At 67.2% G+C, this 15,006-nt stretch carries 7 protein-coding genes; 4 read left to right on the top strand and 3 right to left on the bottom strand.

Annotated features, from left to right (window positions below):
- Positions 1-74: 74 nt before the first annotated feature.
- Positions 75-2,570: a hypothetical protein gene (locus tag PLE19_08020; protein ID HPD14880.1), complete on the bottom strand. Its 2,496-nt coding sequence runs from the start codon at positions 2,568-2,570 to the stop codon at positions 75-77.
- Between the two features lie 96 nt (positions 2,571-2,666).
- Here PLE19_08020 and PLE19_08015 point away from each other — a divergent pair, with 96 nt between their 5' ends.
- The 3 genes from PLE19_08015 to PLE19_08005 all read left to right on the top strand — a co-directional run bounded on the left by PLE19_08015 (position 2,667) and on the right by PLE19_08005 (position 9,486).
- Positions 2,667-4,256, top strand: a complete 1,590-nt coding sequence (locus PLE19_08015) for a hypothetical protein (GenBank protein ID HPD14879.1) — start codon at positions 2,667-2,669, stop codon at positions 4,254-4,256.
- Between the two features lie 739 nt (positions 4,257-4,995).
- Positions 4,996-7,092: a PEP-CTERM sorting domain-containing protein gene (locus PLE19_08010; GenBank protein ID HPD14878.1), complete on the top strand. Its 2,097-nt coding sequence runs from the start codon at positions 4,996-4,998 to the stop codon at positions 7,090-7,092.
- 474 nt (positions 7,093-7,566) lie between these two features.
- Positions 7,567-9,486 carry a transketolase gene (locus tag PLE19_08005; GenBank protein HPD14877.1) on the top strand — a complete coding sequence of 640 codons (1,920 nt, stop codon included), beginning with the start codon at positions 7,567-7,569 and terminating at the stop codon, positions 9,484-9,486.
- Positions 9,487-10,054: 568 nt separating this feature from the next.
- On the opposite strand, the gene PLE19_08000 is transcribed toward PLE19_08005, so the two are convergent.
- Both PLE19_08000 and PLE19_07995 read right to left on the bottom strand, forming a co-directional pair.
- Positions 10,055-11,590 carry a glycoside hydrolase 43 family protein gene (locus PLE19_08000; protein ID HPD14876.1) on the bottom strand — a complete coding sequence of 512 codons (1,536 nt, stop codon included), beginning with the start codon at positions 11,588-11,590 and terminating at the stop codon, positions 10,055-10,057.
- Positions 11,591-11,793: 203 nt separating this feature from the next.
- Positions 11,794-13,263, bottom strand: a complete 1,470-nt coding sequence (locus PLE19_07995) for an alpha-glucosidase/alpha-galactosidase (protein ID HPD14875.1) — start codon at positions 13,261-13,263, stop codon at positions 11,794-11,796.
- Positions 13,264-13,544: 281 nt separating this feature from the next.
- Between PLE19_07995 and PLE19_07990 the strand changes: the two genes are divergently transcribed.
- Positions 13,545-15,002 (top strand): glycoside hydrolase family 5 protein, encoded by a 1,458-nt coding sequence (locus tag PLE19_07990; protein HPD14874.1) that lies wholly within the window; start codon positions 13,545-13,547, stop codon positions 15,000-15,002.
- Positions 15,003-15,006 lie beyond the last annotated feature (4 nt).

The raw sequence follows: 15,006 nt of genomic DNA, 5'->3' as shown, positions 1-15,006 counted from the left end.
GAAAAGAGACTCCCCGACTGCGCTACGCCCGAAATGACGCCCCTCCTATCTTCGCATCACTCATGCAGACGTTACTAGCGTGCTCCCTCGAGCTTTGCGGCGACTTCGCTCGCGGCGGCGTAGAGGGCCTCCTCGCGGGCCTGCCAGCCCGAGCTGGCAAAGTAGTCCCAGCCGCGCGAACGAGCGTAGTTGAGGGCGCGGGTGCGGTCATCCAGCAGTCTCTCAACCCGTGCCGCGACATCGCCCAGCTTGGCCCGCTTCGCGCCATCGGCGAGTGCCCTCTCGATGAAGATGCGTGCCTCCGTCTGCTGCTGCGCCATGCGAAGCATCTCGAAGCGAAGCGTCGGCAAAGCGCCGTCCTTGCCCGGGGCGAGGGTCCAGGGGGCGCTCTCGGTCATGCTGAGCTGCCCCCAGCCGCTCTCGGGGAATCGGCCGAGAATGGTCTTCTTGCGGTTCTCGGGGCCTGGCACGACGGGCCAGAAATCGGCCCCCACGCGCCCGAAGCCGTGGATGCCGGCTGCCTGCATGGCCTCAAGCGACAGGTACCACATGGCGAGCGGTGCGTCCGGATGCATCGAGCCGACCGTGTTGCTGCCGGCCCGGGGGAACGTGGCCCGCAGGAAGGGGTTCTGCCAGCCGTAGAGCCGTTTGGGTGGGTCGGGGGCCTGGGGGGCGCCCCACACGTCGCACAGGTAGCCCACGGGCATTCCCCAGAGGCTGTCGGCCGTGGCGTGGGAGTGGACGACCCACTTGGCGTTCGGAGCGACGGCCAGGAGGTCCTCGCCCGCCTCCCGCGTGGGGCGGGTGTCGCCGGCGAGTCCGAGCATCATCGCCCCCTCGATGCCGCGCCTGGCGAGCAGGTCGCGGAACCCGTCCATCACGGGCTTCCAGAACTCGCGGACGGCGGGCTCGCCCCATCTTGGCCCTTCGGCCTCTTCGAGCTGGCCCGTCTTCGGGTCGAGCACGGTGTAACACATGCCCTTGCCGCTGCCTTTCGCCGCGTGGTCGAGGTACTTGCCGCCCGTGTACGGCTCCCAGCAGTAGAGGCACGCGACCTGGGGCTTGCCTTGGTGCTTGAGCGCCAGGTCGAGGTATTTCTCGACGAGTGAGAAGTCGAGCTTGTGGCCGCCGTCGGCCTTCGCCCAACGCACCATGCCGTGCTCGTTGCCGAAGTGCGTGCGGCGGATGGCGGGGATGAAGACCACCTTGTTGCCCACTTCGCCGAGAAGCTGGAACGAGCGCTCGATGAGCTTCCAGTGCGCCTCCGACCACATTTCGACGCCGTAGTGCAGCGCCAGCGTGTCGGGCGACTGGATGAGGCCGACGTGCGCTGTGAAGTCCCGGGGCGCAGGCATTGTCCAGCCATAGACCGTCATCTCGACGGGCACAATGACGGGAGCGGCGCCCTCGCAGGCGACGGTCACCTTCCCTGTGTAGTCGCCGGGCTTGGCGTCGGCCGGCACACGCAGACGCAGCCATACGGGTTGCACCGCACTGCCCTCGGGAGGTTCGGCGACCAGGCTGCCGAACGAGCCGCGCACGTCGCCGTCGGCCTGGAGATAGGCCACCTCGATGACCGTGCCAGGCAGCGTCGCCTCCGCCGCCACCTTGAGTCCCTTGATGGCCGTCGGGGAGCCGACGCAGAGAGCCTGCGACAGCACGGCGCCGCGCTGCCCGGCGAAGCGCACGGGACGCAAGGCTTCGCACGGGTCGCCCCAATCGCTCATCATCGGGCGCTCGATCAGCGGGTGGTTCCACACCTGGAGCTTCGGCGGGCGGCCCACGTTGGGCACGACGCCCTCGCCTGTCGCCGTCACCTTGACGCCCTCGAGGCCGAGGCGGCTCCACCAGTAGTAGCTGCGCCCGCGCCAGGCCTCCTCGCGCCAGCGCAGCGGCTTGGCCGTGAGCAGCAGCTCGCTCGCGGGCGCGCGGTGGATCTCGAGGGCGATGACGTTGACGCCCTTGCGCAGCGCGGCAGGGGGAATCTTCACGGCGTCGAAGGCGCGCAGCCGCGCCTTCTGGCGCTCCTCGAACTTCTTCTCGTCGCCCCAACCGATGCGGTAGAGGTTGCCGTCGGGGTCGAGATACGCCTCTTTGGGCAGGTCTTCGGCCTCGGCATCCAGGGTCGCGCCCTGAGGCAGGCCCACGCGCGCCACCTCGACGCCATTGACGTACAGCACGCCGCCGGCGGTGAAAACGGCGGAGACGCACAGGTCGCCGACTTTGGCGGGGTCGCTCACCTCGAAGCGCGAGCGAAGGCAAATGAGGGACATCTCGGTGGCGGCAGCCTTGAGCGGGCCGCGCCGCCGCGCCCAGGCCGAATCGTCGAAATCCGGCGCCGCCCAGTTCGCAGGCGGCAGGTCCGAGGCCACGACGGGCGCGGGGCCTTTCCCCTTGTCGTCAATCGGCTCGAGGGAACCGTCGCTCTTTCGCAGGAACTCCGTTCGCCAGGCGATGAAGTAGCGATAGTAGCTGCCGTCGTCGAGGATGGGCGTCACACCTGGTTCGCCCGCGATCCCCGCTGCGAGGGTCGAGAGCCAGAGCCCGAGACACGCCACAGGCTGCCGCATTCTGCGCTCCTTGCTTTCTCCCATGGGCCTCCCGGGCTATAATGCTGGCAAGTTGTTCCGCGCTTGTCAACTGCGCGCTTCTCAGGAGGAACCGCCGTGGCCAGATGCCTTGCGGTCGCACTCGTGCTTGTCCCTGCTCTCGCATCGGCGGGCGAGGCCAAGCTGCCGCCCATCGAGAAGGTCGCCATCGGCCCGGGCCGAGCGTTCCTGGTCAACGGCAAGCCATTCTTTCCACTGATGGCGTGGCTCCAGGACGCGCGGAACTTCCCGCTGGTCGCCGAATGCGCGATGAACACGGTGGCCGGCTACTGGCCCAAGTCGTCCGGCACGCAGGACGTGACGGGCTACCTGCCGCTTGTGGCCGCGGCCGGCCTCTACGGCGTGATGCCGTTTGAGCCGAAGCTCAAAGGCCACCCCGCGCTGCTCGGCTACATCCACGACGACGAGCCCGACCTCACCCACCAGGCGAGCGACGCCGAGGTCGTGCCCGCGAAGCACCTGAAGATCAACAACCGTACGCCGCTGTGGAAGGTCCTCGACGGCGACAGGACGAGCTGGTCGGTGCTCGACCCGCTTCAGGGTGCCGTCATCGCGATCAAGCTCAAGGCGCCGATCACCGTCGAGGCCCTGGCGGTCTGGCCCACCATCTCGAAGGGCCTGGCCGTGATGAAGGAGGTCGTCTTCGAGGGCGATGGCGCCGAAATCCTCAAGGCTACGGTCGAGAACAAGAAGGGCGAGCAGAAGTTCGCGCTTGCCAAGCCTGCCACCTTCAAGGAACTTACCCTCAAGGTGGTGTCCACCTACCCCGGCGATCAGGAGTGGGGCTCGCTCGGCGAGATCGAGGGCTTCGACAAGGCGGGGAGAAACGTCCTCCTGTCGCCGCCGCGCACCGTGCCGCGCGCCACCCCCGCCGAGACGCTCGCAAAGTACAACGCGATGAAGGCCGCCGACCCCACGCGGCCGGTCTTCATGACCCTCACGGGCAACTTCCATCCCTTCTTCAAACGCATTCCCGATGACCTGCGGCGGGCGTATCCCGAGTACGTGAAGGCCGCCGACGTCGTGGGCTACGACATCTACCCCATCTACGGCTGGAACAAGCCCGAGTGGATCCACCTCGTTCAGGAGGCGACCGACCTGCTGGTGAAGATGGCCGGCGACAAGCCCGTGTATGCCTGGATCGAGACGGGCAGGGGAGGACAATGGACAGGCGCCCTCGAGAACCAGAAGGAGGTCACGCCCACCCACATCCGCGCCGAGGTGTGGATGTCCATCACCCGCGGGGCCACAGCCATTGGCTACTTCACCCACATCTGGAAGCCCTCTTACAGCCAGTTCGGTGTGCCCGACGAGAACCGCAAGGCGATCCGCGAGATCAACGAACAGATCACGCGGCTCGCGCCCGCCATCCTCGGCGCCGCGCCGAAGCAGGCCGCCTCCATTGCGGCCGAGGGCGACGTGAAGCTCGACCTCCTGGCCAAAGAAGGCCCCGATGGCCTCTACCTCTTCACCGTCAACTACGACGAGCGCCTGAGGGAGGCCAAAGCCACCATCAAAGTCGAGGGCCTGCCCGCAGGGGGCGAGGTGACAGTCGTTGACGAGAACCGCACGCTCAAGGCCAGCGCCGGCTCCTTCACCGACACCTTTGCCCCGCTGGGCGTCCATATCTACCGCCTGCCCAGGTGAGTATTCCAGGCCCCCGGGCTGCATCCCACGCCTCTGCGGCGCTTCGCCTCAGCTCTTGCTGGGCGAAAACTCAGGCGGTTGCGATGTCGGACGTTCCTGCGGGCGGACCGCTTGCCTGAGGCTTCAGATGTCGGACTCGCCACGGTTTGACCATCCTGACGCGGCCCCGTTGGGGAGCGCGCGACGGGAGATGTGGCGCCAGTGAGGACCGTCCCATAACCCTCTATACCCCAACGCCTTACGCCCTCCGGGCATTCCCGCTCACATGCTTGCTCATCCCCCAGATGAGCAGGTATGGCCGGAACCGCGAGAATCGCCAATCCTCGTCCTTCTATCCATGCTGTATCACTTCCCCCCTCACAGGGTTGATACAGCATGCGCAGGCTGCGCCCGCCAGCCCCTCGGCAGGGCCCTCCCCAGGAACCGCCAGGTCCGCAGGGAGAGGGCATGCCCACGCCCTGCACCGGCCAGTCGAGGCAGGATCAGCAAACCCCGAAGACCCCCTTCTTTCAAGTTCCGTCCCGAAGATTCCAATACCTTCGTGAGGCCCTCAGGTCCTGCTGCTGGCGAAGGCCCAAGGTGACATCGCAACCGCCTCGCGAGAATTGAAGTGCACTTGACAGCGCGGGGAGAAAGCGCTTGAATCCTGGTCGTGCGCCATCGCCGGGGAGCCGGCTTCGGTGGGCGATGGGCAAACCCGCGATTCTGCAACAGCATGGGGGCACCAGGGGACCGAACCATGGGCGGCACAGTCAACGGGCGATTCGGGCGACTCTCCCTCTGCTTCGCCATCGGCGTGGCGGGCGCAATCTTGCTCGGGGGGGCGGGCCGCGCGCCAGCCGCCCCCATCTTCAGCATCACCTCCCTCGGTTTCAAAGACGCCGAGCACACGGGCCCTGGAGGCACCCGCGAGAGCTTCCCCCGGTACGTTAATGCTTCGGGCCAGGTCGCGGGCAGCCAGACGCGCTACGTCCCACCCGAAGGCCCTTTGGGCCAGACAGCCTGGTTCTACGACGGCTCTGCCCTCCTCAACGTCGGCCTCACCGACGCCGAGCACACGGGCACGAACGCCTACCGCTACAGTTGGGTCACAGGCCTCAACGCTGCGGGCCAGGTGGTGGGCGGGGCAAACCGTTACGACGCCGCGGGCAACGACGTCGGCGTGAGCGCCTGGCTTTACAACGGCACGACGACGCAAAACGTGGGCCTCACCGACCCCGAGCACACCCGCGTGACCAATGAGTACCGCCACAGTTGGGCCATCGGCCTGAACGCCGCGGGCCAGGTCGCGGGCTGGGCGGACCGCTACGACAGCGCAGGCAACCACAACGGCGCGAGCGCCTGGCTCTACAACGGCACGACGACCCTCAACATCGGCCTCACTGACCCAGAGCACACGCGCGCGACCGATGGCACCCGCATCAGTTGGCCGAACTACCTCAATGACGCGGGCCAGGTCGTGGGCAGTGCGTTCCGCTACGATGGCGCCGGCAACGACCTGGGCGCGAGCACCTGGCTCTACAACGGCACCACGACCCTCAATATCGGCCTCACCGACCCCGAGCACACGCGCGTGACCGATGGCTACCGCTCGAGTTGGGCGAACAACATGAACGCCGCGGGCCAGGCCGCGGGTTGGTCAGCCCGCTATGACGGCGCGGGCAACTACAATGGCTCGAGCATCTGGCTCTACAACGGCACGACCACCTTCAATGTCGGCCCCACCGACCTTGAGCACACACGCGTCACCGATAACCGCCGCTATGCTGACGTGTACTTCCTGAACGCTGCGGGCCAGGTCGCGGGCCAGGCGGAACGCTACGACGGCGCCGGCAACTACAACGGCTGGAGCACCTGGCTCTACAACGGCACGACGACCCTGAACGTGGGCCCCACCGACCCTGAGCACACCCGCGCGGCCGATGGGTACCGCGAGAGCTGGGTCGCTGGCCTGAACGCCGCGGGCCGAGTCGTGGGCGTGGCGTACCGGTACGACGCCGCCGGCAACGACCTGGGCGAGACCGCCTGGCTCTACAACGGTACGACCACCCTCAACGTGGGCCTCACCGACCCCGAGCACACCGCCGTCAACGAGTACCGCTCCAGCTACCCCCATGCCCTGAACGACGCCGGCTGGGTCGCCGGCACGGCGATCCGCTTCGACGCCGCGGGCACCGGCTACCTGGGGCAGTCCGCCTGGCTCTACAACGGCACGGCCACCCTCAATGTCGGCCTCGCCGACCCCATGCGCACGCGCGCCGACGGATTCCGCTACAGCAGCGGGGCGGGCATAGGCGGAGAAGACGAGGGGAACCTGCTTCTGAACGCGCTCGGCCAGGTCGCAGGCCAGGCCACCCGCTACAACGGAGGCGAGACCCCGCTCGGCTACAGCGCCTGGATGTACGACCCGGGAACCGACACCACCTACCCCTTCGACCTCTCCACCCGCTCGGACGGGTACGCCTACAGCGAGGTCACGTGGCTCGGCGACAACGGGCTGGTGCTGGGCCAGTACCAACTCTTCGACGCACTGGACACCGACCTCGGCTTGCGGCCCTTCTACTTCACCGTCGCCGGCGGCCTGCACGACCTCGGCTCGCTGGTGGACGGCGGCCTGGCCGCCAACGGGTGGGACTTCTTGCAGTGGACGATTAGTCCTTCTGGCGAGTACATCGCCGGCAGTGGGGAGCCCTCGCCCAGCGATCCGCTCGCCTTCCTCCTTTCCCCTGTCCAGCAGCAGGGCGCGATCCCGGAGCCGGCCACCCTCACCCTCCTCGGCCTCGGCGGCCTCGCTCTCCTCGCCCGCCGGCGGCGCAGCCGCAAGCAGGGTGGCTAGGAGCCTGTCCAAGTATCCCCGTGGGCTGCGTTGCCGGCGTCAGCGGGCTGGATGCGAGGCGCGGCGACGCAGGCGATGCCCTGGAATGCATCGCTGAGGAGCCGCAACGTGGCAGCCGGCCCGCTGACGCCGCAACCCGAAGGGACGCCGCGACTTCAGGCCGCCCGCTGTGTCGCTCATCGTCCGCGATGCGCTCCGTTGCATCGCCTCCTCCTCGCTCCTTGCGTGCGGCCAGAGTCGGCGGCGTCGCAGCCTCACGCGGATTCTTGGACAGGCTCCCAGGCGTCGTCCGTGTCTGCGCGGTGCCATACCGTCAAGAACGGCAAATCCCGCTGACTCAGGTTGCCTGCGGGCAGCAAGCCTGGCCGTGAGTCCGCACAGAGGCCGAGAGTTGAAGCATCAGGCCAAATGCCTATAATGATGACTTCGTCGGGATGAGTTGCGAACGCCTCTGCACCATCCACGGAGGAGTCCATGGCCGGAAACAGATTCGCGGCGCCTGCTTTGACCCCCGAACAACTCGCACGCCTCAAGGAACTCGGCCGCCTGTGCCGCGGCGATATCCTGAAGATGACGGAGCTGGCCGCCTGCGGCCACCCGGGCGGCTCCATGTCATCCATTGACTTCTATCTGGTCGTGTGGTCGCTGGCCAACGTTGACCCGAGGAACCCGCTGGACCCCGACCGCGACCGGATCGTCGTGAGCCACGGCCACACGTCGCCCGGCGTGTATGCGACGCTGGGGCGCCTGGGCTTCTTCCCGATTGACGAGGCCGTGGCGCACTTCCGCCAGAGCGGCAGCATCTTCGAGGGACACGTCGAGCGCTCGATCCCCGGGTGCGAATGGTCGAGCGGCAACCTGGGCCAGGGCCTGTCGGCCGCGGCCGGCATGGCCATGGCCGCGCGCCTCACGGGGCGCAACTACCACGTGTTCGCCATGATGAGCGACGGCGAGCACGCCAAGGGCCAGGTGGCCGAGGCCCGCCGCTTCGCCCGAAAGTACAACCTGTCCAACCTCACCGTCCTGCTCGACCTCAACGGCCTCCAGATCAGCGGAAAGACCTCGGACATCATGCCCGTGAACATCAAGGCGACGATCCTCGCCGACGGCTGGCGGGTGATCGAGGTGGACGGCCACGACTACCAGGCCATCTACCAGGCGACGCGCGAGGCGGTGCTCGACACGGCGAACCCCGTGGCCATCCTGTGCACGACCGTGATGGGCAAGGGCGTGCCCGCCATCGAGCACAAGGAGAAGTACCACGGCGCCGCGCTGCCCAAGGACATGTTCGAGGACGCCCTGAAGGTGCTGGGCGTCGAGAACGACCTGGAGCGCTACGCCGCGATGCGCAAGGCCGGCCCGGGCATGCGCTCGACCATTCACCTCGCCCACGCCCCCGCCCCCATAGACCCCGGCACGCCCCGCACTTACACGGCGCCCATTGACAACCGCTCGGCCTGGGGCAACGCCCTCGGCGACCTCGCCAAGCTCAACGGCCAGAAGGTGCCGATGGCCTGCGTGGACTGCGATCTGCTGCCCTCCGTGCGCACGGGCGACTTCCAGAAGGCCCTGCCCAACAACTTCCTCCAGGTCGGCGTGCAGGAGCACAACGCCGCCACCATCGCCGGCGCCCTGTCGGTCAGCGGCGTGCTCACCTACTTCTCCGACTTCGGGGTCTTCGGCTTCGACGAAACCTATAATCAGCACCGGCTCAACGACATCAACGAGACCAACCTCAAGCTCGTGTGCACCCACTGCGGCCTCGACGTGGGCGAGGACGGCAAGACCCACCAGTGCCTCGACTACGTGGGCGCCATGCGCAACCTGTTCGGCTTCCAGATCATCGTGCCCGCCGACGGCAACCAGACCGACCGCGTGGTGCGCTACATCTCGCAGCAGCCGGGCAACTTCGCCGTCGCCATGGGCCGCTCCAAGCTCCCCATCGTCACCGACGCGAAGGGCCGGCCCTTCTACGCCGGCGACTACACCTTCCAACCAGGAAAGGCCGATGTCATCGCGGAGGGCACCGACGCCGTGGTGATCGCGATGGGCACGATGGTGGGCTATTGCCAGAAGGCCGTGGCCGAGCTCAACGCCGCGGGCCTGAGCGTGGGCCTCCTGGCCATGAGCTGCCCCAAGGACCCCGATGTGGAGGCCATCAAGGCCGCCGCGAGGACGGGCGTCCTCGTGACCTGCGAGGACCACAACGTCTGGACTGGCCTCGGCGCCTCGGTGGCCGAGACCCTGGCCCTCAGCGGCATCGCATGCAAGCTCGAGATGCTCGGCGTGCGCCGCTACGCCAGCTCGGGCACGCCCGATGACCTCTATGCCGAGCAGGGCATTGACCCCGCGTCCGTCGTCGCTGCCGTCAAGAGGCTCGTGGCCGCGCGCTGACGAGGGGAGGGGGTGCTGCACTCCCAACCCTCCCGTCTGCTCGGTACGCTGTCGGGCGGAGCCTCGCAGGAGCAGCGCTGTGGCCCGCCTGGCGCGCCGAGTACGGGTCCCAGACTCGGCCAGCCGCGCCATAGAGGCATTCAGGCCCTGCCCGTTCCCTGCCCGTATCACATCCTACTCCGGCAGCGAGCCATCCTGGAGTGGCCGCCGGGACCAGGCTACGTCGGCCAGGGCCTCAAGCGTAGCCGCAAGCGTCCCGCTTGCGATGGTTTTCGGCAAGCGAGACGCTTGTCGCTACACGGAAGGATGCAGACGGGTTCGCGGCCGGAGTAGTGGTGAGGGCGGGAGTGGCGCAGATGGGCAGGGACGGCCACCGAAGGTCCCGGATCGCCCGGGCGCCATACTTGCTCAACCTGGAGGGGGAGGGAATTGAGCAAGTATGGGCGGAAAGGCCGTAAACCCGCCCGGATCGCCCAAGCGCCATACTTGCTCACCTCTCGGCGAGCAGGCGCATCCCTCGCATGTTCCTTCCACCGCGGTGAGGGACGGGGGAGTGAATCTGAATCCCTCAGTTCCCGTCCGTGATCCGATCGCTCACGCGAAAGTAGTCGAAGTCCACGGAACCGCCTGCCACCTTGGTTGCGAGATTGAACAACGCGAAGCGGTAGCCCATGAAGTGTGGGAGTGTGTAGGACATCTTCAGCGGGCCCCCAATGGCAGTCCAGCGTCTGCCGTCGAGGCTGTAGTAGAAGGAGGCTCTGTCGGCGCGGTTCCTGTAATCGCAGTCCGCTCTGAGGAAGACGACTTCCTGCCTCAAGGGAACGGATTCCGCCTCCAGGGGAACACCCGTTTCGGCGCTCACCATGACAACGGACCTGGCGGCGCCAACCGTCTTGACGGCGACGAATCCATACTTCCGCTGGAACACGCTGAGGCCAGCGAGGTCGCCGTCCCTCATACGGCTCACATCCAGCGCCACGGTGCCCGAACACTGCGGACCGAAGGTCCTCTGCGTGAGGGTGTTCCTGGCGCTGGTGATGTCGGGGTCGACTCTGCCTGTGGTCAGCCGCAGCCAGCCTGGGCGATGGGTGAGCGACCAGTGCCGATTGTCGGGGTTGTGGTTCCATTGCCAGGCCAGCGGGAGCGCGCGGTCGCCGGGGCGGCGGTCGAATTCGTCGGAGGCCACGATGTTGGCGAGGCCCCCCTTGCCGGCAGGGATGTCGAGGGTCGCTGGCACTTTGCCATCCACGCCTAAGACAGGCCAGCCGTCCTCCCACCTCACCGGAACAAGATGGGGGATGCGGCCGACGGCGCCGTGGTCCTCGAACAACAGCGCATACCACCGGCCGTCCGCTGTATCAACAAGTCCCCCCTGCGCGATGCCGCGGTCTCTGAGAATCACCCTGCCCTCGTACGGACCCGTGATCCGGTCGGCCCGGTGGATGATCTGCGTGCGGACGTCGTTGCGAGGCCAAGTGATGTTCATCAGGTAGTACTTGCCGCCGATCTTGTGGAGTTGGGAGCCCTCGGCGGGCAGGCCAACCCTTTCGCCGGCCACGCGACTGGCGTTCCTGATGATCACCTGGCTGAGGCCGCCGGGCTTGACCCCCGAAGCATCGGCACAGAGCTCGGTGAGACGAATGTCACCACTGCCGTGCACCATGTATACGCGGCCGTCGTCATCGAAGAACAGCGAGTGATCGTGCAGCGAGGGGGGGAACGACGTCTCCTTCCACGGGCCCTTCTCGATGTCCTTCGTCGTGTAGACATGAGTCCTGCCGGTCGTACTCGAGAAGGTGGTTGCATAGAAGACCCCGCCGTGGTAGCGGAGACTGCTGGCCCAGGACCCGGCGCCGTAGGCGTTTCTGCCGTTCGTGAGGGTCAGGGCGTCGTTGTCTGCGAGCGTGTCGTAGGCATAGCCAACCAGTTCCCAGTTCACCAGGTCACTTGATTTCATGATCGGCAGGCCGGGACTCATGTGCATCGTGGTGCTGCTCATGTAGTAGTTGGCGCCGACGCGCATGATCGCGAGGTCAGGGAGATCTGTCCAGAGAATCGGGTTCTGCGCAAGGCCTAGCGACCCGGCGGCACCTGGAACTGACACAGTGGCGAATCCGACAAACGCAAGTGTGGCGAGATACCGACCCGGATGGCTCACGATGCGCCTCCATCGGGCGACCGGGGCGTCCCGGCGCCTGGCAGCCCGCACAGGGTCCAGCGTTGAAGGCCACGAGGCCTGGTGATTCGGGTCCGGTGCCAGGCAAGCTGCTGAGGGAGCAGTCGGAGCGCACGCGGCATGCTCGCTCGCTACTTGCTCCGTGCTCTCTTGCGTCGCTCGGCCTTCATCTCCGCGACGGACTTGGTGTGGAGGCGGGCGGCGCCTTTCCACTTTCGGGTGCCGAGGGGCTTCTCGCGGGCGAGGCGCTTCCTGGCCTTCGCGATCTCGCCTTTGTACTGCGGCAGCCATTGGGCCTGTGCGACGAGCATCTCATCGGTCATCTGCCAGATCTCGGGCGGGTTCAGGCACGCCGCGGTCAGCGGGTCGTGGAGCATGGCCTGTTTGAGCAGCGTCACGTTCCCCTCGACGGCGGCCTTGACGGCCATGCGCTGGACGTTGATGCTGGCCATGAGCGTGGCGGCGCACGCGAGCGGCAGGTCGCCCACGCGCGGGATGTTGATGCCGTTGCGGTCCACGTAGCCGGGTACCTCGACGATGCAGTCGTCGGGCAGGTTCGAGATGGTGCCGTTGTTGCGGACGTTGAAGTGGCCGCGGTAGAGGCGGCCTGTCTCCAGCCCTTCGATGATGTAGGAGCCGTGCTCGTGGCCGCGGGTCTCGGGCGAGATGGGCTTGGGGTCGGCCTTGAGCCAGTTGGGGAACTCGGTCTTGAACCAGTTGCGCCCCTCGGTGCACACGCGCAGGTAGCCGCCCGTCTCGCCGTTGATCCAGCTCGACAGGTCAATCCAGCGCTTGATCTCGGCGGGGCGCTTGCGGTACCACGGCACGTATTCGGAGAGGTGGCCGTTGGATTCGGTGGAGTAGTACCCGAAGCGGCGGAGGACGTCAATGCGCACCTTCTCGGTCTTCGAGTAGACGGGGTGTTTCTCGAACGCCCTAAGCAGTTCCTCGCTCGTGATCTTGCGCCCCTGGTAGATGATCTGAATGTACCAGGTCTGGTGGTTGATGCCGGCGCAGATGATGTCCACTTCCTTGGCGCTCTTGGCCCCGAGCACCTGGGCGATCTGGTGGTGGCCGCCGATGACGCCGTGGCAGAGGCCCACGGTGTTCACCTTGCCATACTCGATGGCGGCCCAGGTGTTCATTGCGTTGGGGTTGGCGTAGTTGAGGAACAGAACGTCGGGCTTGGCCACCTCGCGCATGTCGCGGCAGAAGTCCAGAATGCACGGGATGTTGCGCTGGCCGTACATGATGCCGCCGGGGGCCAGGGTGTCGCCCACGCACTGGTCCACGCCGTACTTGAGCGGGATGTCAATATCGAGCTTGAAGGCGTCGAGGCCGCCCACGCGGACGACGTTGAGCACGTAGTCGGCATCGGCCACCGCGCGGCGGCGGTCGAGCGTGGCCGTGATCGTGGCGGGCAGCCTGGCCGCCTTCAACTCCTTCTCGCACAGGGCCACGACCATGTCGAGATTGCGCTGGTTGATGTCGTGGAAGGCGAACTGCGTGTCCTGAAGCTCTGGGACGCTCAGGATGTCGCGGAACAGGCCCCGCGTGAAGCCGATGCTGCCTGCGCCGATGAAGGCGACCTTGATAGCCAAGGAATCTTCTCCTTCGTTTAGATGGCCCGGGAACCCCGTTGCGTCGCGTGCCCTTGTAGCTCATGGCCGATGCTTTGTCAAGAGTGGCTGCGGTTGCGGCGGAGGGTCCGGGCCGCTATGATCAAGACATGGCATGAGGAGAGCAGTCGCCTATGACTTCGCGCGTCTGGTTGCCGGCTGTGGTGGCTCTGTGTGCGGTTGGCTGTACATCGAGGGAAACGCCGACACCGACGGCCTCTGCCCCGAAGGCGAGGCTGATGCGCGTTCCGCCGGAGGCGGCAATGGTTGGCGTGAATCTGGCCGGCGCCGAGTTCGGCAAGGTGCCGGGCGTGGTGGATCGCGACTACACGTATCCGGGCGAGAGGCACTTCGCCTACCTCAAGGGCAAAGGGCTGCTTGTGGTGCGCCTGCCATTCAAGTGGGAGCGGATTCAGCGCGAGCCGCTGGCGCCGCTGGACGAGGCCGAGATGGCGCGGCTCGACGGGGTCGTGGCGCACGCCCGCAAGCACGGCATCAAGTTGCTGCTCGACGTGCATAACTACGCCCGCTACCGCGGCAAGCTCATCGGCACGACGGAGCTCCCCAACGAGGCATTCGCCGACCTGTGGCGGAAGCTCGCCACCCGCTACAGAGACGAGGCGGCAATCTTCGGCTACGGCCTGATGAACGAGCCGCACGATACGGGCGGCCTGTGGCCCGCGGCCGCCCAGGCAGGGGCGGATGCGATTCGCTCGGTGGACAGGACGCACACGATCCTCGTCTGCGGCGACGGCTGGGGCGGCGCCCATTCGTGGCAGGCGGTCAACAAAGACCTGGCCATCCGCGACCCCGAGGGCAACCTGGTCTACGAGGCGCACCAGTACTTCGACCGCGACAGCTCGGGCACGTACAAGGAGAGCTATGACGCGAGCGGCGCGACGCCCACGGTCGGCGTCGAGCGGCTGAAGCCCTTTGCCGATTGGCTCAAGGCGCGCCACGCCCGCGGCTTCATCGGCGAGTTCGGCGTGCCCGACGACGACCCCCGCTGGCTCGTCGTCCTCGACAACTTCCTCGCCGCGATGCGGGAGCACGGCATCGGCGGCACCTATTGGGCCGCCGGGCCGTGGTGGGGCAGGTACGCACAGTCCGTCGAACCACGCGACGGACGCGACCGGCCGCAGATGGCCGTGCTGGAGCGCTACGGCGTGGGGGGCGACCCGACCGGGCCGAAGCCCTGGCTGGCCGCCGCAGCCGAAGCCGAGCGGGCGGCCCGCGAGGGGGCCAACCGTGTCCCGGCGGGGTCGCGCGGGGGGATCGTCCACGACTTCGCCGCGAAGGGGGAGTCTTACCACTACTCGAACGAGGGCTCGGAGTTCGCCAGCGAGACGGTCGAAGGCGGCGGTCGCAAGGCGCGCATGATCACTTACAAGCACAAAGGCGCGATCGCCTGGGTCGGCGTGGGGGTCTACTTTGGAGGACTGGGCTGCGCGGGGCATTCGGGTCTCGCGCTCGAGATCCGCAGCGAGAAGCCGTGCCGGCTCGAGGTGAAAGCGTACCACGCAGACGGGGAGGCGTACAGCGGCGTCTTCCCGGTGGGCGCCGAGTGGCAGGAGCTGGCCATCCCCTTCGCCAGGCTGCTTCGCAACGGCGCGCCGTACGATCCGGCCCTGAGCCTGCGCAAGATCGAGTTCCAGCCCAACCCCGACCCGGGTGGCAGCAGCCTTCTCCTGGGCGCGCTTCGGCTCGTGGCGGACCGATAGGGGG

The organism is Planctomycetota bacterium, from assembly GCA_035384565.1.
Lineage (GTDB): Bacteria > Planctomycetota > PUPC01 > DSUN01 > DSUN01 > DAOOIT01.
Note: the sequence above shows the minus strand (reverse complement) of the source record. Positions and strands in the feature narration are given on the sequence as shown.

Excerpts from the sequence above, each read along its gene's own strand:
- PLE19_08020 (HPD14880.1), bottom strand. The coding sequence starts at position 2,570 with ATGCGGCAGCCTGTGGCGTGTCTCGGGCTCTGGCTCTCGACCCTCGCA.
- PLE19_08010 (HPD14878.1), top strand. The coding sequence starts at position 4,996 with ATGGGCGGCACAGTCAACGGGCGATTCGGGCGACTCTCCCTCTGCTTC.
- PLE19_08005 (HPD14877.1), top strand. The coding sequence starts at position 7,567 with ATGGCCGGAAACAGATTCGCGGCGCCTGCTTTGACCCCCGAACAACTC.
- PLE19_07990 (HPD14874.1), top strand. The coding sequence starts at position 13,545 with ATGGTTGGCGTGAATCTGGCCGGCGCCGAGTTCGGCAAGGTGCCGGGC.